The sequence below is a fragment of the Oceanisphaera litoralis genome (genome assembly GCF_016907015.1).
Classification (GTDB): Bacteria; Pseudomonadota; Gammaproteobacteria; order Enterobacterales; family Aeromonadaceae; genus Oceanimonas; species Oceanimonas litoralis.
This window is the reverse complement of record NZ_JAFBBE010000033.1, coordinates 1-21,088: the sequence shown is the minus strand read 5'-3', so window position 1 is coordinate 21,088 and position 21,088 is coordinate 1. Positions and strand designations below refer to the sequence as shown.

Annotated in this window: 23 protein-coding genes; 13 read left to right on the top strand and 10 right to left on the bottom strand. The window is 61.0% G+C overall.

Annotated features, from left to right (window positions below; all coding sequences use genetic code 11):
• Nucleotides 1-235: 235 nt before the first annotated feature.
• The 4 genes from HNR62_RS15445 to HNR62_RS15430 all read right to left on the bottom strand — a co-directional run bounded on the left by HNR62_RS15445 (nt 236) and on the right by HNR62_RS15430 (nt 5,178).
• Entirely contained in the window at nt 236-1,636 is a 1,401-nt protein-coding gene (locus tag HNR62_RS15445; RefSeq protein WP_204796971.1) for an FAD-dependent oxidoreductase, read from the bottom strand.
• The gene (locus HNR62_RS15440; RefSeq protein WP_204796970.1) at nt 1,633-3,312 is read right to left on the bottom strand and encodes a putative 2-aminoethylphosphonate ABC transporter permease subunit; all 1,680 of its coding nucleotides are present in this window, start codon (nt 3,310-3,312) and stop codon (nt 1,633-1,635) included. Before HNR62_RS15440 ends, HNR62_RS15445 begins: the two co-directional genes overlap by 4 nt.
• Nucleotides 3,309-4,364: a putative 2-aminoethylphosphonate ABC transporter ATP-binding protein gene (locus HNR62_RS15435; protein WP_204796969.1), complete on the bottom strand. Its 1,056-nt coding sequence runs from the start codon at nt 4,362-4,364 to the stop codon at nt 3,309-3,311. The genes HNR62_RS15440 and HNR62_RS15435 overlap by 4 nt, the downstream gene beginning before the upstream one ends.
• Before the next feature lie 109 nt (nt 4,365-4,473).
• Entirely contained in the window at nt 4,474-5,178 is a 705-nt protein-coding gene (locus HNR62_RS15430; RefSeq protein ID WP_239552864.1) for a UTRA domain-containing protein, read from the bottom strand.
• A gap of 266 nt (nt 5,179-5,444) precedes the next feature.
• On the opposite strand from HNR62_RS15430, the gene phnW reads away from it, so the two are divergent.
• Genes phnW through HNR62_RS15410 form a run of 4 tightly spaced genes read left to right on the top strand, consistent with a single transcriptional unit; the run spans nt 5,445 to nt 8,624 of the window.
• Nucleotides 5,445-6,563, top strand: coding sequence for a 2-aminoethylphosphonate--pyruvate transaminase (gene phnW, locus HNR62_RS15425; RefSeq protein WP_420827169.1), 1,119 nt, complete (start codon nt 5,445-5,447; stop codon nt 6,561-6,563).
• A 13-nt stretch (nt 6,564-6,576) separates the two neighbouring features.
• Nucleotides 6,577-7,407, top strand: coding sequence for a phosphonoacetaldehyde hydrolase (gene phnX, locus HNR62_RS15420; protein WP_204796967.1), 831 nt, complete (start codon nt 6,577-6,579; stop codon nt 7,405-7,407).
• Nucleotides 7,407-7,577, top strand: coding sequence for a hypothetical protein (locus tag HNR62_RS15415; protein WP_204796966.1), 171 nt, complete (start codon nt 7,407-7,409; stop codon nt 7,575-7,577). The genes phnX and HNR62_RS15415 overlap by 1 nt, the downstream gene beginning before the upstream one ends.
• Nucleotides 7,578-7,613: 36 nt before the next feature.
• The gene (locus tag HNR62_RS15410; RefSeq protein ID WP_204796965.1) at nt 7,614-8,624 is read left to right on the top strand and encodes a putative 2-aminoethylphosphonate ABC transporter substrate-binding protein; all 1,011 of its coding nucleotides are present in this window, start codon (nt 7,614-7,616) and stop codon (nt 8,622-8,624) included.
• Nucleotides 8,625-8,691: 67 nt separating this feature from the next.
• On the opposite strand, the gene HNR62_RS15405 is transcribed toward HNR62_RS15410, so the two are convergent.
• Both HNR62_RS15405 and HNR62_RS15400 read right to left on the bottom strand, forming a co-directional pair.
• A complete protein-coding gene (locus HNR62_RS15405) occupies nt 8,692-10,068 on the bottom strand; it encodes a class II fumarate hydratase (protein WP_204796964.1) in 1,377 nt (458 codons plus the stop codon).
• A 52-nt stretch (nt 10,069-10,120) separates the two neighbouring features.
• The gene (locus HNR62_RS15400; protein WP_204796963.1) at nt 10,121-10,498 is read right to left on the bottom strand and encodes an acetyl-CoA sensor PanZ family protein; all 378 of its coding nucleotides are present in this window, start codon (nt 10,496-10,498) and stop codon (nt 10,121-10,123) included.
• Nucleotides 10,499-10,621: 123 nt separating this feature from the next.
• On the opposite strand from HNR62_RS15400, the gene HNR62_RS15395 reads away from it, so the two are divergent.
• Both HNR62_RS15395 and HNR62_RS15390 read left to right on the top strand, forming a co-directional pair.
• Entirely contained in the window at nt 10,622-11,185 is a 564-nt protein-coding gene (locus HNR62_RS15395; protein WP_239552863.1) for a gamma-glutamylcyclotransferase, read from the top strand.
• Between the two features lie 84 nt (nt 11,186-11,269).
• Nucleotides 11,270-11,521: a YkgJ family cysteine cluster protein gene (locus tag HNR62_RS15390; protein WP_204796961.1), complete on the top strand. Its 252-nt coding sequence runs from the start codon at nt 11,270-11,272 to the stop codon at nt 11,519-11,521.
• A 37-nt stretch (nt 11,522-11,558) separates the two neighbouring features.
• Here HNR62_RS15390 and envC read toward each other — a convergent pair whose 3' ends face one another.
• Together envC and gpmM are read right to left on the bottom strand one after the other, a co-directional pair.
• Complete coding sequence (gene envC, locus HNR62_RS15385) at nt 11,559-12,785, bottom strand: murein hydrolase activator EnvC (RefSeq protein ID WP_204796960.1); 1,227 nt, start codon at nt 12,783-12,785, stop codon at nt 11,559-11,561.
• A 10-nt stretch (nt 12,786-12,795) separates the two neighbouring features.
• Nucleotides 12,796-14,328, bottom strand: coding sequence for a 2,3-bisphosphoglycerate-independent phosphoglycerate mutase (gpmM, locus tag HNR62_RS15380; RefSeq protein ID WP_204796959.1), 1,533 nt, complete (start codon nt 14,326-14,328; stop codon nt 12,796-12,798).
• A gap of 249 nt (nt 14,329-14,577) precedes the next feature.
• On the opposite strand from gpmM, the gene HNR62_RS15375 reads away from it, so the two are divergent.
• From HNR62_RS15375 to gpsA, 3 genes are read left to right on the top strand one after another with little or no spacing between them, the layout of a single operon-like run.
• Complete coding sequence (locus HNR62_RS15375; protein ID WP_204796958.1) at nt 14,578-15,006, top strand: rhodanese-like domain-containing protein; 429 nt, start codon at nt 14,578-14,580, stop codon at nt 15,004-15,006.
• A gap of 44 nt (nt 15,007-15,050) precedes the next feature.
• Nucleotides 15,051-15,533 carry a protein-export chaperone SecB gene (secB, locus tag HNR62_RS15370; RefSeq protein ID WP_204796957.1) on the top strand — a complete coding sequence of 161 codons (483 nt, stop codon included), beginning with the start codon at nt 15,051-15,053 and terminating at the stop codon, nt 15,531-15,533.
• Nucleotides 15,533-16,537 carry an NAD(P)H-dependent glycerol-3-phosphate dehydrogenase gene (gene gpsA, locus HNR62_RS15365; RefSeq protein WP_204796956.1) on the top strand — a complete coding sequence of 335 codons (1,005 nt, stop codon included), beginning with the start codon at nt 15,533-15,535 and terminating at the stop codon, nt 16,535-16,537. The genes secB and gpsA overlap by 1 nt, the downstream gene beginning before the upstream one ends.
• Nucleotides 16,538-16,766: 229 nt before the next feature.
• On the opposite strand, the gene nfuA is transcribed toward gpsA, so the two are convergent.
• Together nfuA and HNR62_RS15355 are read right to left on the bottom strand one after the other, a co-directional pair.
• Nucleotides 16,767-17,345, bottom strand: coding sequence for a Fe-S biogenesis protein NfuA (gene nfuA / locus HNR62_RS15360; RefSeq protein WP_204796955.1), 579 nt, complete (start codon nt 17,343-17,345; stop codon nt 16,767-16,769).
• Between the two features lie 71 nt (nt 17,346-17,416).
• Nucleotides 17,417-18,112 (bottom strand): phosphoribosyltransferase family protein, encoded by a 696-nt coding sequence (locus HNR62_RS15355; protein WP_204796954.1) that lies wholly within the window; start codon nt 18,110-18,112, stop codon nt 17,417-17,419.
• 28 nt (nt 18,113-18,140) lie between these two features.
• On the opposite strand from HNR62_RS15355, the gene bioH reads away from it, so the two are divergent.
• The 4 genes from bioH to HNR62_RS15335 all read left to right on the top strand — a co-directional run bounded on the left by bioH (nt 18,141) and on the right by HNR62_RS15335 (nt 20,856).
• Nucleotides 18,141-18,914 carry a pimeloyl-ACP methyl ester esterase BioH gene (gene bioH, locus HNR62_RS15350; protein WP_204796953.1) on the top strand — a complete coding sequence of 258 codons (774 nt, stop codon included), beginning with the start codon at nt 18,141-18,143 and terminating at the stop codon, nt 18,912-18,914.
• 56 nt (nt 18,915-18,970) lie between these two features.
• Complete coding sequence (locus tag HNR62_RS15345; RefSeq protein ID WP_204796952.1) at nt 18,971-19,291, top strand: hypothetical protein; 321 nt, start codon at nt 18,971-18,973, stop codon at nt 19,289-19,291.
• Nucleotides 19,292-19,313: 22 nt separating this feature from the next.
• Nucleotides 19,314-20,036: a ferredoxin--NADP reductase gene (locus tag HNR62_RS15340; protein WP_204796951.1), complete on the top strand. Its 723-nt coding sequence runs from the start codon at nt 19,314-19,316 to the stop codon at nt 20,034-20,036.
• 103 nt (nt 20,037-20,139) lie between these two features.
• Nucleotides 20,140-20,856 carry a YebC/PmpR family DNA-binding transcriptional regulator gene (locus HNR62_RS15335; protein WP_204796950.1) on the top strand — a complete coding sequence of 239 codons (717 nt, stop codon included), beginning with the start codon at nt 20,140-20,142 and terminating at the stop codon, nt 20,854-20,856.
• The last annotated feature ends 232 nt before the right edge of the window (nt 20,857-21,088 follow it).

Genomic DNA, 21,088 nt, shown 5'->3' with positions numbered 1-21,088 from the left:
CAATAACCTGTTTTTATTGGAGTTAATGTAAGCACGAAAGAGCCTACTCTAAGGCTGATACACGGATAGACACAGTTAACTCATACATAGCCAATGTAATTGGTATAACAAGCAAGACCGCAGCGATTGCTCCGGTGCCTGGTACCTCATTCCTCACACCTCATGTTTCCTCACACCTCACGGCTGGCCGTTTAGCCAGCATTTAAAAAGGGATGCCTCGGCATCCCTTTTTGGTTTATCCCTTGTCCGCCTTGCCGGCGGCGTCGGCGAAGCGGGCCAGCCACCGATCCCAGATAAAGGGCGTCTCTCCCCGGTCTTCGGCGTTTTCCTTGCGTCGTATGGCGTTGCGCACCGTCATGGCGCCCAGCCAGCGAACCGGCTCCGGTGGAAAACGCTCTTGGGGCCCGCGGGCCAGCCCGCAACGCGCCCAGTCATCGTCGCGGCCCAGCACCAGGCTGGTAAGGATGCGGGCACCGAGCAGGCTCTGTACCACTCCGTTGCCGGAATAGCCCATGCCATAGTAGATATCGCCGTCACCCTCGAGCCGGCCGAAAAACGGCAGGCCGCTGGCAGATCGATCGGACGGCCCCGTCCAGGTGGCGGCGATCTCGGTCTTGAGATCGGGGAAGAATCGCTGCAGCGCGGCCTTTAGCATGGGGCGGTAGCGGCTCGGTTGATCGAAGGCCTCGATGACCCGGTTGCCGAAGGCGAACAGGTTGCCGCCCTTGCCCAGCATCAGGCGGCCATCGGGCGTGGTGCGGTAATAATGTACGAAAGTGCGGCCATCGACCACGGCGGCACCATGGTCGAGCCCCAGCCGACGGAGCTCGGCGGGGACGGGCCGGGTAATGGCCATGTCGGATGACACCAGTACCAGGTGGCGATCGAACTCCCTGAACAGACTCGGGGTCCAGGCATTGAGCGCCAGTATTACCTTGCCGGCAGTTACGCTGCCATCGGCGGTATCGATGCGGCTCGGCTTGCCGCGGTGCAGTGCCGTCATGGGGCTGTGCTCGAAAATCTGTATGCCGAGCGTCAATGCCACCCGACGCAGGCCTCGCACCAGCAACGCCGGCTGTACCGAACCGGCGAAGGGTGAAAAGTGACCTTCCAGATGCGCCTCGGAGCCGGTGCGTGTCTGTAGTTCCGCTTCGCTCAGCGCGCTCCAGCTGTTCAGGCTCTCCCGCTCCAGTCTGGCTACCAGCGGCGCCATGACACCGCACTGGGCGTCGTTGGTGGCGGTGTAGCAGGCGCCGTCGATACGAAGCTCGGCGTCGATGTTGTGTTGTTCGCAAAAATCCCGGATATCCAGTACCGCCTGCTCCGAGGCGCGAACCAGTCGGGCCGCCTCCCGGCTGCCGAAGCGACGGCGCAGAGAAGGATATTTGGTGGACCAGGTCAGCAGGCAGCCGCCGTTGCGGCCCGAGGCGCCGCTGCCGCACAGCTCCCGCTCCAGTACCACTATGTTCAGCGCCGGTTCTGCCTGTTTGAGTCGAATGGCACTCCAAAGGCCGGTATAACCGCCACCGACGATGCAGATATCGGCTTCTATGTCTGCGGCCAGCGCGGTGGCGGGCGCGGGTTGCTCCCGTTCCAGCGCCTGTTGCAGCCAGAAGGGGCCTTGAGTCTCGATCATGTGGTTTGTCTCCAGGACTGGGTAAGGCGCAACAGGCCATGGCTGGCCGCCATGTGCAGCAGCCGGGCGATCAGGGCGGTGATGAATATCAGCATGGCCATGGCCGCGGCGGGCGCGATGTTGCCGCTGTCGTCCAGGTTGAGCACGGCAATGGAGGCCAGCATGGTGTCGGGGCCGTACAGGAACACCACCGCCGAGACCGTAGTCATGGCGTTGACGAACAGATAGATGGCCACGTCCAGCACCGCCGGCAGGCACATCGGCAGGCTCACCCGTAGCATGGCCTTGAAGCGGCTGACCTTGAGCGAGGCGGCGATGGCTTCAATCTCGGCGGGCAGCTGCTTGAGGGCGGTGATGGCGGTCAGATGCCCGACCGTATAAAAATGCATCACGGTCGACACCACCAGTAGTGTCATGCCGCCATAGAGCAGGTTCAGCGGATTGTCGGGACGGTTGAAGAAGAAGATATAGGCCAGCCCCAGCACCAGCCCGGGCACTGCCAGCGGTATCATGGCCAGGCCGTGCAGCAGCTTGCGCCAGCCGCTCTGGCCCTGGCCCTTTTCCACCAGATAGGCGGTGAGAAAGATGCACAGGGTGCCGAACAGGGCGGTCATCCCGGCCAGCTTCAGGGAGTTACCGTACGCCTGCCAGCCGTCAATCAGGTCAAAGCCGTAATGATTCAGGGTCAGGCTCAGGTTATAGGGCCAGAACTGGACCACGGAGGCATAGGCGGCCATGCCGATCACGGCCAGCAGCGCCAGGGCGATCAGGCTGCAATAACCGAGCAGCAGGCCGTCACGCCAGCGGTTGGGAGCAGGATGATAAGGCTGGGAGCGGCTGTCGATCAGCGATTTGTTGCGCCGTTGCAGCCAGCCGTCGGCAAGAAACGCCAGCAGGGCTGGCAGTAGCAGCAGGGTACTGATCAGGGCGCCCATGGCGAAGTTTTGCTGACCAACCACCTGCTTGTAGATGTCGGTGGCCAGTACCGGATACTGGCCGCCGATTACCTTGGGTACGCCGAAGTCGGTGATTACCATGGTAAACACCACCATCAGGGTACTCAGCAGCGCATATTTGATGCCGGGCAGCGTGACCTGAAAGAAGGCGCGTACCGGCCCGCCGCGCAGCACCCGGCAGGCTTCGAACAGGCGACCGTCGGTGGCGCCCATGGCGGTGCTGAGCAGCATCACGGCATGGGGAAAGGCCCAGAATGACAGTCCCAGCACGATACCGATGGGGCCGTAGATGCTTTCACCCAGCAGCCAGTGACGCAGCATGCCCTGGTTGCCGAACAGGTAGACCAGACTGATGGCCGGCAACAGCGAGGGAGCCAGTATCGGCATCATTGCCAGCACCTTGAACAGGCCGCGGCCGGGCATGCGGGTACGGGTAATGGCATAGGCGTAGATAAAGGCCAGCCCGGTAACGATAAAGGTGACCAGCACTCCCATGGTCAGGGTGTTGGTGAGTGAGTAGAGCAGACTGGGGGTCAGCAGGTAGCGACGGAGATTGTCGAGCCCGGCAAAGTTGCCCTGCTCGTCGAACAGAGCGGTCTGCAGTATCTGTCCCAGCGGCAGCACCAGCGCGAGCAGAAACAGCAGACAGGCCAGCGCCAGCAGCAGGCGCTGGAGCCCATCATCCCGACTGAACGGGCGGCTCAGGGTCAGGCGGATCATGCGCCGGCCCCGTAAAACAGATGGGTGTGCTCCAGCGGCAGTTCCAGCGCCACTTCCTGGCCCGGATGAAGTTGCTGCAAATCGCAGTCTCGAGCCGACAGATCGGCCAGTATCGGTTCGGGATGACTGTCCAGCGCCACTTCGGCCCGAATGAAGGCGCCGAGAAAAGACAGCCCCAGAATGCGTCCACGCAGGCTGTTGGGGTCTTGCGGACAGGCCAGACGCATCAGCTCCGGGCGCCAGGCCAGCAGGTGACGGCTGCCCGGAGCCACCCGGCGTGGCAGCGTCTGTCGGCCAAAGCTCAGCCGGCCCTGCTGGTCGGCCACCGCCGGGTAGAAGTTCATGGCGCCGATAAAACGGGCCACGAAGGGGCTGGCCGGTTGATAGTAAATTTGTTCCGGGGTGCCGATCTGCTCGATGACGCCGTGGTTCATCACCACGATACGGTCGGCCATGGCCAGCGCCTCTTCCTGATCGTGGGTCACCATAATGGTGGTGATGTTCAGCTCGCGCTGCAGTCGTTTGATCTCGGCACGCAACTGAATACGCACCCGGGCATCCAGCGCCGACAGGGGCTCGTCCAGCAGCAGCAGACCGGGAGACAGGGCGATGGCCCTGGCCAGCGCCACCCGCTGTTGTTGGCCGCCGGACAGCTGGCCCGGATACTTGGAACCGCTGTCGGGCAGGCCTATGGTGTGCAGCAGCTGGTTGACCCGGGTATGAATCTCCGCCCTGGGATATTTCATGTTTTCCAGTCCGAAGGCGATGTTCTGAAACACCGTCAGATTGGGAAACAGCGCGTAGGACTGGAATACGATGCCGAAATCGCGCTGCTCGGGCGGTGCCAGGGTGATGTCACGCCCGGCCTGATGAATGCGTCCGCCGGTGGGCAAGTCCAGGCCGGCGACGGCACGCAGCAGCGTGGTCTTGCCGCAGCCGCTGGGGCCGAGAAAGCAGACGAACTCGCCTTCTTCTACCGTCAGGCTGACACCCTTGAGTGCCTGAAAGTCACCGAAACTTTTCACCACATTGTCGATTGCTAGATATGTCATCAGATTTGTCTCCCCAATCTGGTTTAGACCAGTTTGGGGCAATGTACAAAAACAGTATGACGTTGGTGTGACAACCTTGCTGTGACAAAGGATGAAAAAGGAGGTCGGCCTACACCGCCAGCTGAATATTCAGTGCATCGTGGCGCCAGTATTCCCAGTCCAGCTCGATCACCCGGCCGCCCTGATCCCGCGACAGGCGGCTGATAAAGAGCGCGGCCCCGCCGGAAGCCATACCCAGCGCCTGAGCGCGTTCCGGATCCAGCGCCACCGGATACATGTTGAGTTCCATGGTGGCGATACGCACCTGGTACTGCTGTTCAAACAATCGGGTCAGCGACTGGCCCAGATCCTGCTTTTCCAGCCCCGGAAAGTAGGCCGGATTCATGTGGTTTTCTTCCAGCAGTACCGGGTGTCCGTCTACCGAGCGCAGTCGGCGCACCCTGTGTATCGGGCTCAGCGGTGCCAGTCCCAGCGCCTGGTGAATGTCCGGTTTGGTCGGCGCCAGTTGTTGCGCCAGCACCCGGGTGTACGGTTGCCGTCCCTGGCCGGAGATGACCTCGTTGAAGGGCAGGCGCTGGGTAGGGTCGTAGTTGATGCGACCCTGAGTGATGTACCAGCCCCGGCGATTGGCGCGATAAATCAGCCCCTTGCCCTCGAGCCGTGACAGCGCCTCGCGCAGGGTAACCCGGGTGGTGGCAAAGGCTTCGCTGAGCTGGCGCTCGGACGGCAGCTTGCTGTTGGCGATCAGGGCGCCGCTGCGGATCTGGGCTTCGATGCTGTCGCTGATCTGTTGGTAATGGGGTTTGCTCATCATGATTTCCGTTATGGACTACACCATCAATTTATCGGTGAATACCGTCATTAAAACGCCGTCGTGGTACCGACTGCAAGGGCGGCTCTGGGTGGCATGGATCGTGGCAGCGGCATAATGTCGTCACGCTGTCGATACTAACAAGCTGAAATACAGCGCTATTATTACGCTTGTCGAGCCATTGCCAAAGCCCGGACAAGATGAACTTTTTGTGTCAGTGACCCTTGCCATCTTGTTCGCCGAACGCGGAATCTCTATCGTATTCTCAAATTTGGTATATACCAGGAGAGATGATGAACAATCCTTACTTACTGCTGACCCCGGGCCCGCTGTCCACTTCCGCCACAGTGCGCGAGGCGATGATGAAAGACTGGTGCACCTGGGATGACGACTACAACCAGGGCGTGGTACAGCCCATCCGCCGTCGGCTGGTGGCAATGGCCACCGGCGAACCGGGCTATACCAGTGTGTTGATGCAGGGCAGCGGTACCGCCGGGGTGGAGGCCGTACTGGGATCGGCGCTGCCGGCCGATGGCAAGTTGCTGGTGCTGGTCAACGGGGCCTATGGCCGTCGTATGGCCGACATTGCCCGCTGCCTGCGCATTCCGGTGGTGACGGCCGAGGTGGCCGAGACAGAACCGCTGTCGGCCGAGCTGCTGACCCGGGAGTTGGCGGCGGATCCGGCCATCAGCCATGTGGCTTTTGTGCACTGTGAAACCACCACCGGCATTCTCAATCCGTTGCCGGAACTATGCGCAGTGACCAAGGCGGCGGGCCGGGTTCTGGTGGTGGACGCCATGAGTTCTTTCGGCGGTGTACCCATGGATGTGGGTGATCTGGCCGTCGACTTTCTTATCTCCAGCGCCAATAAATGCATTCAGGGCGTGCCCGGTTTCAGTTTCGTCATTGCCCGTGAAGCGGCCATGTACGAATGCGAAGGCCGGGCCCGTTCGGTCAGCCTGGATCTGTTCGACCAGTGGCAGTGCATGGAGCGGCAGGGCGGAAAATGGCGCTTTACCTCGCCGACCCATGTGGTGCGGGCCTTCGATCAGGCGCTGGCCGAACTGGAGCAGGAAGGCGGGGTTCAGGCCCGGCACCGGCGTTATCAGACTAATCAGGACACCCTGGTGGCCGGCATGGAACGGCTCGGTTTCCGCCCGCTGGTGGCGAGTGACTGGCAGTCGCCAATCATTACCGTGTTTGCCGCGCCGGACAGCCCGGATTATGACTTCAAGCGGTTTTATCTGGGGTTGAAAGCGCGGGGCTATGTGATTTACCCGGGCAAGGTATCGACGGTGGACTGTTTCCGCATCGGCACCATAGGGGAAGTGTATCAACAGGATGTGGCCGGTCTGCTGGCTGCCATCGAAGACGTTATATTCTGGTAAGGAAGAGAAAACAATGAGCTATCGTTTTGAACGTTGTTACACCGGTGGGGTACAGGCCGTGATCATGGACTGGGCCGGCACCACGGTGGATTTTGGCTCCATGGCACCGATTCGTGCCTTTCAGCGGCTGTTTTCCGGAGAGGGCATAGAGGTCACCCTGGCCGAGTGCCGGGCACCGATGGGCAGCGAGAAGAGTGAACATATCCGCCAGATGCTGGCCATGACGCGTATCCGCGATGCCTGGACCCGGGGCAAGGGGGCAGAGCCGACCGAGGCAGACGTTGCCCGCTTGTATCTGGATTTCGTACAGATCCAGATTGAGTGCATCCGCGACAGCGCCGTGCTGATCCCGGGTATGGCCGATGTGGCCAGCACCCTGACCGAGCGCGGTATTCGCCTGGGCGCCAACACCGGCTACAGCCGCGACATGATAGTGGAATTGGTGCAGCGGGCCGCCGAACAGGGTTATTCCCCCGAGGTGGTGATCACCGCCAGCGATGTGCGCCGGGGTCGCCCCTGGCCGGAGATGAGTCTGCAGGCGGCCACCGCGCTGGAAGCCACGACGGTACAGGCCTGCGTCAAGGTAGACGACACCGGTGTCGGCATAGAAGAGGGCCTGAACGCCGGCATGTGGACGGTGGCCCTGGCGGTGTCCGGCAACGAAGTCGGCTTGTCGCTGGAAGACTGGCAGGCGCTGGCGCCCGCCGAACAACGGCGCTTGCGAGACCGGGCTCATGCCCGGCTGGCGACGACCGGCGCCCACTATGTGGTCGACACCATCGCCGAATTACCGGCGGTGATTGCCGATATCGAGGCCCGGCTGGCACGCGGCGAGCGTCCCTGATGTCGACGCTGGCCGGCGCCTATCGGCAGGGCGATCTGAGCGTGGCCTATCCGCCGGCCAGCAATGTGTCTTATGTGGTGGCCTGCGCCATGTCACCGGTTACCCTCTTTCTTCATCTTATTACTGTCACCCTGCTGTCACCCCGCTGTCATCTGCGGCTTTTACGCTGAACGTGTTTTCTGGTATATACCAAAGGAGTGAGCACCATGCTGAACAAGACCCCCCTTGCCTTGCTGCTGGTCCTGGCCGCCGCCGGCGTCCAGGCCAAAACCGAACTGACCGTTTATTCCGCGCTGGAGCTGGAGCAGCTCAAGCACTATCAAGCCGCCTTCGAGCAGGAAAACCCGGACATCGCCATTCGCTGGGTGCGCGATTCTACCGGTATCATTACCGCCCGCCTGCTGGCAGAAAAGGAAAATCCCCAGGCGGATGCCGTCTGGGGCTTGGCTGCCACCAGTATGATGATGATGGATAAGCAGCAGATGCTGGCGCCCTATGCCCCTGTGGGGCTGGAGAAGTTGTCGACGCAGTTTCGTGATCGGCGTGACGTGCCGCACTGGGTCGGTATGGATGCCTGGCTGGGCGTGATTTGCTACAACACCATCGAAGCCGAAAAGCATGGCTTGACCAAGCCTGGCAGCTGGCAGGATTTGACCAGGCCCGAGTATCGGGGGCATATCGTGATGCCTAACCCGGCGTCCAGCGGTACCGGCTTCCTGGATGTATCCGCCTGGCTGCAGCAGTTTGGCGACGAGCAGGGCTGGGCCTTGATGGATGGTCTGCACCAGAATATTGCCAACTACACCCATTCCGGCTCCAAGCCTTGTGTGCAGGCGGCATCCGGTGAAACGGTCATCGGTATTTCCATGGCCTATCGTGGCGCCAAGCTCAAGCAACAGGGAGCCCCGCTCGAGCTGATATTCCCGACCGAGGGCGTTGGCTGGGAGATGGAAGCGGCCGCCATCGTCAAGGGAACCGATCAGCAGGACGCGGCGCAGAAGCTGCTGGATTTTGCCATCAGCCGACAGGCCAACGAGCTGTACAACCAGAGCTTCGCGGTGGTGGGAATGCCGGGAGTGGCGCAGCCAGTGCAGTATTTCCCGGAAAACCCGGCCGAGGTGATGATCGAAAACGACTTCGTGTGGGCGGCTGGCCAGCGTGAGGCCATTCTCGCCGAATGGCAGCGCCGTTACGACGGCAAGAGCGAAGCCAACTGATTTCGTCTGGATTTCAGGGAGGAGAACCCGGTCCTGGTGCCGGGTTTTTTTCGTTAACGGGGTGACACTAGTTCTGCTGGCTGCCTCGCGTCAGTGTTTCCGGATCGAGCAGGCGGCGTAATTCGGCTTCCGACAGCTCGGTTTCTTCCAGTGCGACCTCCAGTATCGGTCTGCACTCGGCATAGGCCTGTTTGGCGATGCTGGCCGCCCGTTCGTAGCCGATGACCGGGTTGAGCGCCGTCACCAGAATCGGATTCCTGGCCAGGCTCTGATCGATATGGTCCTGATTTACGGTAAAGCCGCCGATGGCCTTGGCCAGCAGCGGGGCGCCGTTGGCCAGCAGTTGGGTCATGGTCAGCAGGTTGTTGGCCACCAGCGGCAGCATGACATTGAGCTGGAAGTTGCCGGACTGACCGGCGACGGTAATGGCGCCGTCCAGGCCAATCACCTGGGCCGCCACCATGGCCACCGCCTCGGGCACCACCGGATTGACCTTGCCGGGCATGATGGACGAGCCCGGCTGCAGCGCCGGCAGCTGAATTTCGGCCAGGCCGGTGAGCGGGCCCGAGTTCATCCAGCGCAGATCGTTGGCGATTTTCATCAGCGCCACCGCCAGGGTCTTGAGCTGGCCCGACAGCTCCACCGCCGTGTCCTGGCTGCTCAGGCTGTAGAAATAGTCTTCGGCCGGACAGAAATCGAGGCCGGTATGGTGGTTGAGATAGTCGCAGGCCAACGGGGCCTGGCGCGGATCGGCATTGATGCCGGTGCCGATGGCGGTACCGCCCAGCGCCAGTTGCTGCAGCCGGCTTTGTAGTCCCTCCAGTCGATCTCGGCCATAACGTACCTGGGTAGCCCAGCCGCCCAGCTCCTGATCGAAGCGCAACGGCATGGCATCCATCAGGTGGGTTCGGCCGGTCTTGACCTGACTTTGCAGCTGTTCTGCCTTGGTGAGGATGGCCTGCTCCAGCTGGTGCAGGGCCGGCAGCAGCTCGCGGCTCAGGCCGAGGGCGGCGCTGACATGAATGGCGGAAGGAATGACATCGTTGGAGCTCTGCCCCATGTTGACGTCGTCGTTGGGGTGCACCGGCTGGCCCAGGTGCAGGCTGGCCAGGTGAGCCAGCACTTCGTTGACGTTCATGTTGGTGCTGGTGCCGGAGCCGGTCTGGTACACATCGATGGGAAAGGCGTCCGGGTGACGGCCGTCGACAATCTCGCCGGCGGCCTGAATAATGGCGTCGGCCTTGTCCTGCCCAAGCCGGCCCAGCTGGCCGTTGGCATGGGCGCAGGCGGCCTTGATGCGGGCAATGGCATGAATAAAGGCCGGGGGCAGGGGCTGGCCGGAGATCGGAAAGTTGTTGATGGCACGCTGGGTCTGGGCGCCATAGAGGGCGTGGTCAGGTACCTGTATTTCGCCCATGGAGTCCCGTTCGGTTCTTGTCTTCATTACCGTCTCCTGTTGCTGTCGACCTTTATTCGACCTTTATTCAATGAGATCGCTATTTTGCTAGGTAACAGCTTAGCATTCCTGCCTGGGTGCCGAAGCCCTCACTGGTTAGAAAGGCGGCGAGTCCGGCTCTTTGTTCTTCCGGCGCCTGGGCCGGGTTGCAGGTGAGTCGGCTCAGGCCGGCGGCTTTCGCTTCCAGCCGGATCTGGCGCAGCAGTTCCCGGCCTATGCCCCGGCGGCGGGTAATATCGCGCACCGCGATAAAGTCGAGCCGCTCCTGCCGACGCCAGGCCAGGGCCACGGCCTTGTCGTTAAAGGTAGCGAGATAAAATACCGCCTGCTCGGGCAGGGATCTGCCCTGCAATATGATGTCGACGTGGTGACGATGAATCGCCGGCAACTGATCCAGACAGTGAACGGTCAGACGCATGGTGAAGATCCTGTATCATGAAAAAAACGCCAGTTTACCATGAAGCCGGCCCTGTCCGATTGGCATTCGACAAGGGCGGCAAGGCGTAGCATCATGACGGTGCGATATGAAAAGGAGCCTGCCATGACATTCGACACCACCCAACACAATCTCCGCATGACTCACTTCGATCGGCACGACTCTTTCTGGCTGTTCGGCTACGGCTCTCTGATCTGGAAGGCCGACTTTCCCTTTCTGGAGCGCAGGCCGGCCTGGATCCGGGGGTGGTGCCGCCGGTTCTGGCAGGGATCCCACGATCATCGTGGTACTCCGGATGCGCCCGGGCGGGTGGTGACTCTGACTCGCCATCCCGGCGCCCGCTGTGATGGCATGGCTTATCGTATTCGACCCGAGGTGCTTACCCAGCTGGATATGCGGGAAAAAAACGGCTACCTGCGCGAGCGGGTGCCGGTATATTTCGATGCACAGCAAGCGGCGGAAGGGCTGATTTACCTGGCGACCGAAGATAATGCCGCCTTTCTGGGTGAGGCCCCGCTGCAGGAGATGGCAGCGCAAATTGCCGGCGCTCACGGTCCCAGTGGCAGCAACCGGGATTATCTGCTCAACCTGGCCGAGGCGCTGCTCAGGCAGGGGGTACAAGACGACCATGTATCGACATTGGCGGCGCAGCTGACAAAGCCGGTCTGATCCTGGTGGCATCACAGGGTATACTGGCCGGCCAGTCGAGAGCTTGTGTGATGGAACAGGTAGTGTGATGGAAAAGGTAGTGTGATGGAATGTCGAAGCAATTGCGGTGCCTGCTGTATCGCCCCCAGTATCAGTGGTCCGCTGCCGGGCATGCCCAAGGGCAAGGCCGCCGGTGAGCCCTGTCTGCACCTGCTGGAGGATTTGCGTTGTGCGCTGTTTGGCAAACCGGAGCGACCGGCGGTGTGCGCCCGTTTCCAGCCCGCCGCCGATGTCTGCGGCAGCAGCCGCGACAACGCCATCTGGCTGATCAGCGAGCTGGAAGCGGCAACGGCCTGAATCGTGCTGTCGCTTCGGGAAGCTGCAAAGTGATGCCTTAACCCCGGCGCAGCCAGGGCTGGGGGTCGATGGCCTGGCCCCGGTAGCGAATTTCGAAGTAGAGACCGGATTTGTCCTGGCCGCCGCTTTCACCACTCAGGGCGATGGGCTGGCCGGCCTTGACCTGGTCACCGGGATTACGTAACAGCGACTGATTATGGCCATAGAGGCTCATGTAGCCCTTGCCGTGATCGATCACCATCACCATGCCAAAGCCGCTGAGCCAGTCGGCGTACACCACCTGACCGTTGGCGATGGCGCTCACTTCCCTGCCGACCGGAGCGCTGATCAAGAGGCCTTTCCAGTTCAGCTGACTGGTGCGGGCGGCACCGAAGCGATGGATAAGCGAGCCCTTGAGCGGCCAGGGCAGGGTGCCCTTGGCAAGCCCGGCGAAGCTGCCACTGGGTTTGGCGACCACCGGCGTTCTGCCGGAGCCACCTTGCTGGCGAGCCAGCCGATTGCGTTCGGCCTGTTCCCGGGCCGCTTGCTCACGCGCCGCCTGCTCCCGGGCCGCTCTTTGCTGGGCGGCCTTGATTTGCCGCTCCAGATGACTGGCAGCCTGTTGCAGGTTGGCCAGGCGCTGATTGCTTTGATCCAGGGCGGCATTGAGCTGTTTGGCGGTCTGGCTGCGTTTGGCCTGCTGCGCGCTCAGCTTTTGCCGCTCTGCCTCTTGTCGGGCCAGCAGCTGGTTGAGCTGGTTGCGGCTCTGCTCGGCCCGGCGGCGGTTGTCGGCCAACTGCTCTCGGGTGCGGGTCAGCTGCTGCAGGGCCTGGGCCCGCGCCTGGTTGAGATGGGCATAGTAGTGCAGCAGCCGGTCGATTTCGGTGCTGTCCTGACCGTTGAGCAGTAACTTCAGATAGTCGTGGCGGCCATTCCGATAGGCGGCCCTGAGCTGTTCCGCCAGCAAGTGTTGCTGTTGCTCGGCCTGTTTGCCCAGGGTCTGGTGCTCTTTATCCAGTCGGGCGAGGGCGGTTTCGTTTTCTTTCAGCTTGTGCTGAGTCTGGTTCAGCTCCCGGGCCAAGGCTGAAATGGCTTTTTCATCCTTGGCGAGCCGTTGCTGTAACCGGCTCAACTGCTTTTTCTGCTGCTGCAGGTCTTGTTTCTGGTTGGCGATCTGACCCTGAACGTTCTTGAGACCCTTGCTGTCATCCGCCCAAGCGAAAGCACCGGCCATCAGGCCGGTGCTTATCAATAATAATGCAACGATCAGTCGTTTTTTGCCCATATGGGCCTGATTATTTCAGAACCATCAGCGGCTTGCCAGTCATTTGCGGCGGTGTTTCCATCGCCATCAGGCTCAGCATGGTCGGAGCCAGATCCGACAGCCTTCCCTTCTCTGCCGGAACTGCATCGCGGCCCACGTAAATCAGCGGCACCGGCAGGTTGGTGTGGGCTGTCTGTATCTGGCCGGTGACCGGATTGACCATCTGTTCGGCATTGCCGTGATCGGCGGTGATCAGCGCTTCGCCGCCCACTTCTTTCAGCGCTGCCACTACCCGGCCGATGGAGCGGTCGACCGCCTCACAGGCCTTGACTGCCGCCTCGAACACCCCGGTATGGCCGACCATGTCGCCGTTGGGGTAGTTGCAGATGATGACGTCGAATGCCTGGCTCTCGATAGCGGCAACCAGCTTGTCGGTAAGCAGTTCGGCGTTCATTTCCGGCTGCAGATCGTAGGTGGCCACCTGGGGGCTGGGGATCAGCTCGCGCTGTTCACCGGCGAAGCTCTCTTCCCGACCGCCGTTGAAGAAAAAGGTGACGTGTGCGTATTTTTCGGTTTCGGAAATACGCAACTGGGTCTTGTCGTGCTTGGCCAGCCACTCGCCCAGGGTGTTGGGCAGCGACTCCGGCGGATAGGCGCAGGCGGTATGGATGTCGGCGGCGTATTCGGTGAGCATCACGAAGTCGCTCAGGGCCGGACGCAGGCTGCGCTCAAAGCCGCTGAAGTCGTCTGTCACGAAGGCGCGGGTCAGCTCCCGGGCCCGGTCGGCACGAAAGTTCATGAAGATAACCGCATCGCCGTCCTGCATGGCCACCGGCTCACCGATGGTGGTGGCCTTGACGAACTCGTCGTTCTCGTCCCGGGCATAGGCGGCCTGCAGCGCCTCGATACCGGTGGCAAAGTGGTGTTCGGCCTGGCCCAAGGTCAGCAGATCATAGGCACTTTGGACCCGATCCCAGCGGTTGTCCCTGTCCATGGCGAAATAGCGACCGACGAGGGAAGCCAGCCGGCCCTTGCCCAGTTCGGCAAACAGGGTTTCGAACCGTTCGATGGATGCCTGGGCGGAGCGGGGGGCCACGTCTCGGCCATCGAGAAAACCGTGCAGGTAAATGTGTTCGGCACCGCGCTCGGCAGCCAGCTTGACCATGGCGGCGATCTGGTCTTCGTGGCTGTGCACGCCACCCGGGGACAGCAGACCCATGATATGCACGGCCTTGCCCTTGGTCGCGGCGCCATCCACGGCGGCAGACAGCACCGGATTGGTGAAGAAATCCCCGTCCACAATGGCTTTGTCGATGCGGGTCAGCTCCTGATAGACGATACGGCCGGCACCGATATTGACGTGGCCCACCTCGGAATTGCCCATCTGGCCGTCGGGCAGACCCACATCGTGCCCGGAGGTGGAAATCAGCATGGAGGGGCAGTTTTTCATCAGGCCGTCGAGCACCGGGGTGCGTGCGGCGTGAATGGCGTTGTGTTCCGTGTTTTCGCTATAGCCCCAGCCATCCATAATGATGAGAACCAGGGGCTTTTTGGTCGAGTTCATACTGTACGCCTATGTTGTTGTTTGAAAGTTGAAAGTTGAAAGTCGAGGCAGGTGAAACTCTGACCATGTTACTACAGTTGCCGATTTGGTCTCCAGCCGAAGGCTGACGGCAGTTCCGACGGAGGGGAAAGTTGAAAGGAAAGTGGAGAAGAAAGCGGAGGGGGTTGATTGGACTCGGGCTGCTGTTATTTGCCGATGCCACATGTATACTCGGGCTTTTCCGTATTTTGACTCGAAAGAAGTAACATTATGCAAGAGTACCTCGATTTTGCCGCCAGCCACCCCATGCTGACCATGGTCTGGTTGGGTCTGGTCGCCGTGATCATTTACATGACCCTGATGTCGAAACTGACCAAGGTGCAGATAGTCGCCTCCCAGCAGGCGGTGCTGCTTATCAACAAGCAGAACGCCGTGGTGGTGGATGTGCGTACCGCAGAGGAATTCCGCAAGGGCCATATTGCCGGTGCCATCAACGTGCCTGCCGCTCAGCTCAAGGCCAACAACCTGAACCTGATCGAGAAATACCAGGACAAGCCGGTAATACTGGTGTGTGAAACCGGCATGACCACCGGCGGTGTCGGCCGCCTGTTGACCAAGGCCGGTTTCAAACAGGTGCACGCCCTGCGTGGCGGCATGACAGACTGGCGTACCCAGAACCTGCCGGTCACCAAACGTTAATCTTTCAACGCATATAAATAACGCATACAAATAAGGATATCTTCATGGCTGAAGAAGCAAACGGCACCAACACCGAAACCGAGCAACAGGTTGAATTTCAGATCCAGCGTGTTTATCTGAAGGACGTGTCTTTCGAGGCGCCGTCCACGCCGCTGGTATTCCAGAAAGAATGGAAGCCGGAAGTCAAGCTGGACCTGGATACCAAGAGTGCCCGCCTGGGTGACAACGTATTCGAAGTGGTGCTGACCCTGACCGTGACCTGCCACATGGGCGAAGGCGAAACCGTTTACCTGTGCGAAATTCAGCAGGCCGGTATCTTCACCATCGGCAACATGGCCGAGCCGCAACTGGCGCACTGCCTGGGTGCCTTCTGCCCCAACATCCTGTTCCCCTATGCCCGTGAAACCGTGGGTAGCCTGGTGGGCCGCGGTTCCTTCCCGCAGCTGAACCTGGCACCGGTGAACTTCGATGCCCTGTTTGCCGCCCACGTACAGCGTGCCCAGCAGCAACAGCAGGCGGATGCCTGATGCATAAGGATGCCGCCATCTCGGTTCTGGGTGCCGGCTCCTATGGTACGGCACTGGCCATTGCCATAGCGCGTAATGGCCACCAGACCCTGCTGTGGAGCCACAGGCCCGAGCAGGTGGCCACCCTGGCCGCCGAGCGCTGCAACAGGGTCTTCTTGCCCGACGCCACTTTTCCCGACAGCCTGATTCCCGAAGCCCGCCTGGAGCAGGTGGTGCAGGCCTGTCGCGATCTGTTGATTGTGGTGCCAAGCCATGTGTTTGCCGATGTGCTGAAACAGATAAAGCCGTTTTTGCGTAAAGACAGCCGCATCGCCTGGGCGACCAAGGGGCTGGATCCGACCACGGGCAGCCTGTTGCAGGATGTGGCCCGTGATATTCTGGGTGACAAGATCCCGTTGGCGGTGTTGTCGGGCCCCACCTTCGCCAAAGAGCTAGCCATGGGGCTGCCCACCGCCATTTCGCTGGCGTCTACCGATGGCGACTTTGCCGGCGATCTGGCGGATCTGGTGCACTGTGACCGCTCGTTCCGGGTTTATCTCAACGACGACATGATTGGCTTGCAGCTGGGCGGGGCGGTAAAAAACGTCATCGCCATCGGTGCCGGCCTGGCCGACGGCCTGGGTTTTGGTGCCAACGCCCGGACCGCCTTGATTACTCGTGGCCTGGTGGAGCTGCAGCGCCTGGGGGTGGCCCTGGGCGCCAGGCAGGAAACCTTCATGGGCATGGCGGGGCTGGGTGATCTGGTGCTGACCTGTACCGACAATCAGTCGCGCAACCGCCGTTTTGGTCTGGCCCTGGGCCGGGGACAGGACGTGCAGGCCGCCATGACCGACATCGGTCAGGTGGTGGAAGGCTATCGCAATGCCGCCGAAGTGTATCAGCTGGCGGCGCGCTATGGCGTGGAAATGCCCATCTGCGAGCAGGTCTATCAGGTGCTGTATCAGGGCAAGAATGCCAGGGAAGCGGCCATTGCCCTGCTGAGCCGGGATCGCAAGGCGGAATAACCCACGCGAGCCGTGAGCGAGAAGCTGTCAGCCTGTCTCTTGGTCACAAGTCGTCGTAGGTTGGGATGAGGCACGAGTCCCAACATTTTGGCAGTCGGCTTGAATGTTGGAATTCGCTTCGCTCATTCACATGTCTACATTTGCTTCGCATTGCAGGCTTGGCATACCGTCGCAGCACCAACAAAAAGAGGAGCCACAAGGCTCCTCTTTTTGTTTCAGGCAAATTCACTCAGTAGTATGAGTGCTCGCCGCGCTCGTGATCGGTAGCATCGCGCACGCCGGTAATTTCGCCGGCAAACAGTTCAAGCAGCTGCTTTTCGATGCCATCTTTCAGCGTGACATCAATCATGGAGCAGCCGTTACAGCCACCGCCGAACTGCAGAATGGCCAGGCCATCCGGCGTGATTTCGGTCAGTACCACCTTGCCGCCGTGGCTGGCCAGCCCCGGGTTGATCTGGGACTGCAGTACATACTCGACCCGGTCCGCCAGCGGCGCATCTTCCGGCACCTTGGCCATCTTGGCGTTGGGTGCTTTCAGGGTGAGCTGAGAGCCCATCTGGTCGCTGACAAAATCGATTTCGGCGGCGTCCAGGAAAGAGACGCTCTGCTGATCCACGACCGCCTCAAAACCTTCGAACGGCAAATGCATATCGTCATGATCGACGGCATCGGGCGGGCAATAAGAAACGCCGCATTCGGCGTTGGGGGTGCCCGGATTAACCACAAACACCCGAATATTGGTGCCTTCCGGCTGTTGCGACAACAGTTTGCGGAAATGTTCCTGGGCGGTTTCGGAAATCGTAATCATCGCTATCCTCGTAAACCTGACTAAAGAACTCAACTTTTATCATACTCTTGTTGCCGTCGCTTGAATAGCCGTCAGTGCTCAAGAGTCCGGCAGGCGGCCCACACCTCCACCCGGCTTACTCCCTGGCGGTGTAACAGCCGGGTCAGCTCGGTCATGGTGGTGCCGGTGGTGATCACATCATCCAGCAATGCCACGTGCCGATATGCCATCGGGCGAGCACCAAAGGCGCCGTGCAGGTTTCGTTTTCGCTGGCGGCGGTTGAGATGGGTCTGGGATGCGGTGGCACGAAGCCGGCGCAAGGTTCGGGTATCCACCGGTATATCCAGTACCTGCTGCAGGCCATGGGCGATTTCGGTCGCCTGGTTATAGCCCCGGCGCAGTTGGCGCCACCAGTGCAGGGGCACCGGCAGTATGACCTCCGGATAGGGGGGCTCGAGTCGCCGGGCCAGCAGCTGACCGAGCAGGCGACCGTTCAGCGCCCGGCGATGATATTTGAAGTCGTGGATCAGCCGGGGGTAAGGCGGCTCGAAGTCGGCCAGCACCTGCATCCGTTGCCAGGGCGGTGGCTGGCGCTGGCATTGGCCGCAGTGGGCATCTTCCACCGCCAGCGGAAAGGCGCATTGCGGACAGGGGCGCTCCAGTTGCGGCAGTTCGTCCCGACACTGGCGGCAGATCAGCGGCTGCCGCTCACAGTCGTGCCGACACAGCAGGCACTGACCCCACCAGAGGGTGCCGGATTGTAAGCGGGCGGTCAGGCGTCTTATCATGGCGGTATCAAGATAACGGGGTTTGCTGATGAGTGTATATGTAGAACGACGCGGCCGGGGGCCGGATCTGGTGTTGTTACATGGCTGGGGCATGAATGGCGCCGTCTGGCAGGGGCTGGCATCACGGCTGGAAGCGGACTTTCGGCTGCATCTGGTCGACCTGCCGGGTTTCGGACACAGCCCGGCGTTGCCGCCGCAGGCCGGCCTGGATGACTGGTCCGCCGCCGTGCTGGGTGCAGTGCCAGAAGAAGCGGCCTGGCTGGGCTGGTCGCTGGGCGGACTTATCGCCACCCAGGCCGCGCTGCAGGCGCCAATGCGGGTGCAGCGCCTGATCACCCTGGCCAGCTCACCCCGGTTTGTGGCCGAGGACGACTGGCCCGGTATCAAGCCCGGGGTGCTGGCGACATTCGAACAGCAACTGGCGGAGGATCACCAGCAGGTGGTGAATCGCTTTCTGGCCCTGCAGGCCATGGGCAGCGAGCATGCCCGGGAAGACATTCGTCAGCTGCGCGACAGCCTGGCCCGGAAGCCGGCGCCGGACCCGGCAGCCCTGGCCGCCAGCCTGGCGCTGCTGGGGGGCGTAGATTTACGCACTGGCTTGAGCCAACTGCAATTACCCATGTTGCGCCTGTATGGTCGGCTCGATGGCCTGGTGCCGAAAAAAGCCGTCGCCCTGGTCGATGCCTTGTTGCCGCACAGCCAGAGCCACGTCGAGCCCAGGGCATCGCATGCGGCCTTTATTTCTCACCCGGACGCCACCGCCGAGAGAATCCGTGGTTTTTTACTGGATCATCACGGCTGACCAACACCCGAGGCAGAACTCGGCCATAATCAGGTAATTCATGCAGGGAGGCTGTGATGACAATACCGGTAGTTTTGCCCGCCATGTTGCCCAATCTGGTTCAGCCCGGCACCGAGTCGGCGCAGGCCGACCAGGCGCGCCGCCCGATAATACCGGTGATTACGGCGGTACAGCCTTATGTGGCCATTCGGCCGCGCCATCAGGATCGGGAGCTAAGTCGTCGTCAGGCTGCATACGAGGTCTGGTTGGGGCTGTATCGGGGTGAATGCTGTCTGATTGGCGCCAATCCTGCCATGAGCCGTCGGCTCGATGTGATTAACCGGCGTTACCGTCGCCCGGGGGAGCACGCCGGCATCGAGCTGGATATTGAAGTCTGAGCCGGGTAGAAGGAGGTCGGCCATGGCCGGTTATCAGCTTAAACTCAAGCGCAAGCAGCAGGTTGCCGAAGGCACCCTGGCATTGTATTTCGACAAGCCCGACGGTTTCAGCTTCAAGGCCGGTCAGTGTGTCCGCCTGGGGCTGGTTGACCCTCCCGAAACCGACGATGAGGGCCAGGCTCGTATTTTGTCTCTGGCGTCAACCCCCGGCGAGCCCGAGCTGATGGTGGCCACCCGCATCAGAGACAGCGCCTTCAAGCGGGTACTGAAGACGCTGGAACCGGGGGCCGACCTGACTCTTAAAGGTCCCTATGGTGACTTCACCCTGCCCGGCGACCCGACTCGGGAGCTGGTATTCATTACCGGCGGCATCGGCATCACGCCGGTCAGAAGCATGTTGCTGCAGGCCATTGCCGAACATAAGGGCCGCAAGATAATCCTGTTCTATGCCAACCGGCGGCCGGAAGATGCCGCCTTTCTCGATGAGCTGACCCAGGCCTGCGCCACCGACCCTAATTGCACCCTGGTGGCGGCCATGAGTCAGGCCGAACGGTCGGCACAGCATTGGCAAGGGGAGTGTGGCCATGTAGACAGGGCCATGCTGGCGCGTCACCTGACCGATATCACCCGGCCGGTTTATTATCTGGACGGGCCGCCCGGTCTGGTGGCGGCGATGAGAACCATGCTGGTTGATGCCGGGGTGGCCGAAGATCAGTTGCGTACCGAGGAATTTGCCGGTTATTGACGGTGATGGGCAGAAAAACGGGGCGGCAGGAGACATGAAAATAGATCTGCCGCTTTTCTGTGTGTAAAATTCGCCCTCTTCCGATGAACAACGAGACCATCCCATGGGCAGAGCCTATCAAAACCGCAAAGAATCCATCGCCAAAACGGCGAATGCCAAGAGCAAGGTCTACAGCAAGTACGGCCGTGAAATCTACGTTGTCGCCAAGTCCGGCGGCGCCGATCCGGACGGCAACCTGACTCTGCGCGGCCTGATTGAGCGCGCCAAGAAAGACCAGGTACCTGCCCATGTCGTCGAAAAAGCCCTGCAAAAAGCCACCAGTGGCGCCGGCGAAGACTTTTCTCCTGCCCGTTACGAAGGCTTCGGCCCCGGCAACTGCCTGGTGATAGTGGATTGTCTGACCGACAACCCCAACAGAACCATTGGCGACGTGCGCCAGTGCTTCAACAAGGTCAAGGCCAAGATCGGTACCTCCGGCACCGTCAGTCACATGTTCGATCACTGCGCCATTCTGGTCTTTGCCGGCGACGATGAAGACGCGGTACTCGAAGCGCTGATGATGGCCGACGTGGACGTGACCGATGTAGAGCAGGAAGACGGAAAAATTACCGTGTTCGCACCGCACACCGAATACTTCAAGACCAAGCAGGCGTTGACCGAAGCCTTTGGCGACATCGACTTTGACGTCGACAGCATTCAGTTTGTGCCCCAGAACACCGTTGAGGTGACCGGCGACGATGTGGCTCAGCTCGAGCGCTTCCTCGACATGCTGAACGACGTGGACGACGTACAGAACGTCTACCATAACGCCGAGTACTGAGGCCGAGTACTGAGCCGGCAGCCTTCGCGACAGCACCCGCAGTAATCGAGAAAACCCTCCATCATGCGAGGGTTTTTTTATCGATGATTTTCATGTGTCGGCTCGGGGCATCGATAACAATGTGAAAACATCTAATACCAATTACATTAAACTCGCGGTCTTTTTGGCTGTTATACCCATCCCGGACAAAGGGCCCGCTCCACCGACTCGCTCAAGCACCTCCTTGTGACGC

Coding starts and splice junctions, on each gene's coding strand:
- HNR62_RS15445 (WP_204796971.1), bottom strand. CDS start 1,636: ATGATCGAGACTCAAGGCCCCTTCTGGCTGCAACAGGCGCTGGAACGG.
- HNR62_RS15440 (WP_204796970.1), bottom strand. CDS start 3,312: ATGATCCGCCTGACCCTGAGCCGCCCGTTCAGTCGGGATGATGGGCTC.
- HNR62_RS15435 (WP_204796969.1), bottom strand. CDS start 4,364: ATGACATATCTAGCAATCGACAATGTGGTGAAAAGTTTCGGTGACTTT.
- HNR62_RS15430 (WP_239552864.1), bottom strand. CDS start 5,178: ATGATGAGCAAACCCCATTACCAACAGATCAGCGACAGCATCGAAGCC.
- phnX (WP_204796967.1), top strand. CDS start 6,577: ATGAGCTATCGTTTTGAACGTTGTTACACCGGTGGGGTACAGGCCGTG.
- HNR62_RS15415 (WP_204796966.1), top strand. CDS start 7,407: ATGTCGACGCTGGCCGGCGCCTATCGGCAGGGCGATCTGAGCGTGGCC.
- HNR62_RS15410 (WP_204796965.1), top strand. CDS start 7,614: ATGCTGAACAAGACCCCCCTTGCCTTGCTGCTGGTCCTGGCCGCCGCC.
- HNR62_RS15405 (WP_204796964.1), bottom strand. CDS start 10,068: ATGAAGACAAGAACCGAACGGGACTCCATGGGCGAAATACAGGTACCT.
- HNR62_RS15400 (WP_204796963.1), bottom strand. CDS start 10,498: ATGCGTCTGACCGTTCACTGTCTGGATCAGTTGCCGGCGATTCATCGT.
- HNR62_RS15395 (WP_239552863.1), top strand. CDS start 10,622: ATGACATTCGACACCACCCAACACAATCTCCGCATGACTCACTTCGAT.
- HNR62_RS15390 (WP_204796961.1), top strand. CDS start 11,270: ATGGAATGTCGAAGCAATTGCGGTGCCTGCTGTATCGCCCCCAGTATC.
- envC (WP_204796960.1), bottom strand. CDS start 12,785: ATGGGCAAAAAACGACTGATCGTTGCATTATTATTGATAAGCACCGGC.
- gpmM (WP_204796959.1), bottom strand. CDS start 14,328: ATGAACTCGACCAAAAAGCCCCTGGTTCTCATCATTATGGATGGCTGG.
- HNR62_RS15375 (WP_204796958.1), top strand. CDS start 14,578: ATGCAAGAGTACCTCGATTTTGCCGCCAGCCACCCCATGCTGACCATG.
- secB (WP_204796957.1), top strand. CDS start 15,051: ATGGCTGAAGAAGCAAACGGCACCAACACCGAAACCGAGCAACAGGTT.
- gpsA (WP_204796956.1), top strand. CDS start 15,533: ATGCATAAGGATGCCGCCATCTCGGTTCTGGGTGCCGGCTCCTATGGT.
- nfuA (WP_204796955.1), bottom strand. CDS start 17,345: ATGATTACGATTTCCGAAACCGCCCAGGAACATTTCCGCAAACTGTTG.
- HNR62_RS15355 (WP_204796954.1), bottom strand. CDS start 18,112: ATGATAAGACGCCTGACCGCCCGCTTACAATCCGGCACCCTCTGGTGG.
- bioH (WP_204796953.1), top strand. CDS start 18,141: ATGAGTGTATATGTAGAACGACGCGGCCGGGGGCCGGATCTGGTGTTG.
- HNR62_RS15345 (WP_204796952.1), top strand. CDS start 18,971: ATGACAATACCGGTAGTTTTGCCCGCCATGTTGCCCAATCTGGTTCAG.
- HNR62_RS15340 (WP_204796951.1), top strand. CDS start 19,314: ATGGCCGGTTATCAGCTTAAACTCAAGCGCAAGCAGCAGGTTGCCGAA.
- HNR62_RS15335 (WP_204796950.1), top strand. CDS start 20,140: ATGGGCAGAGCCTATCAAAACCGCAAAGAATCCATCGCCAAAACGGCG.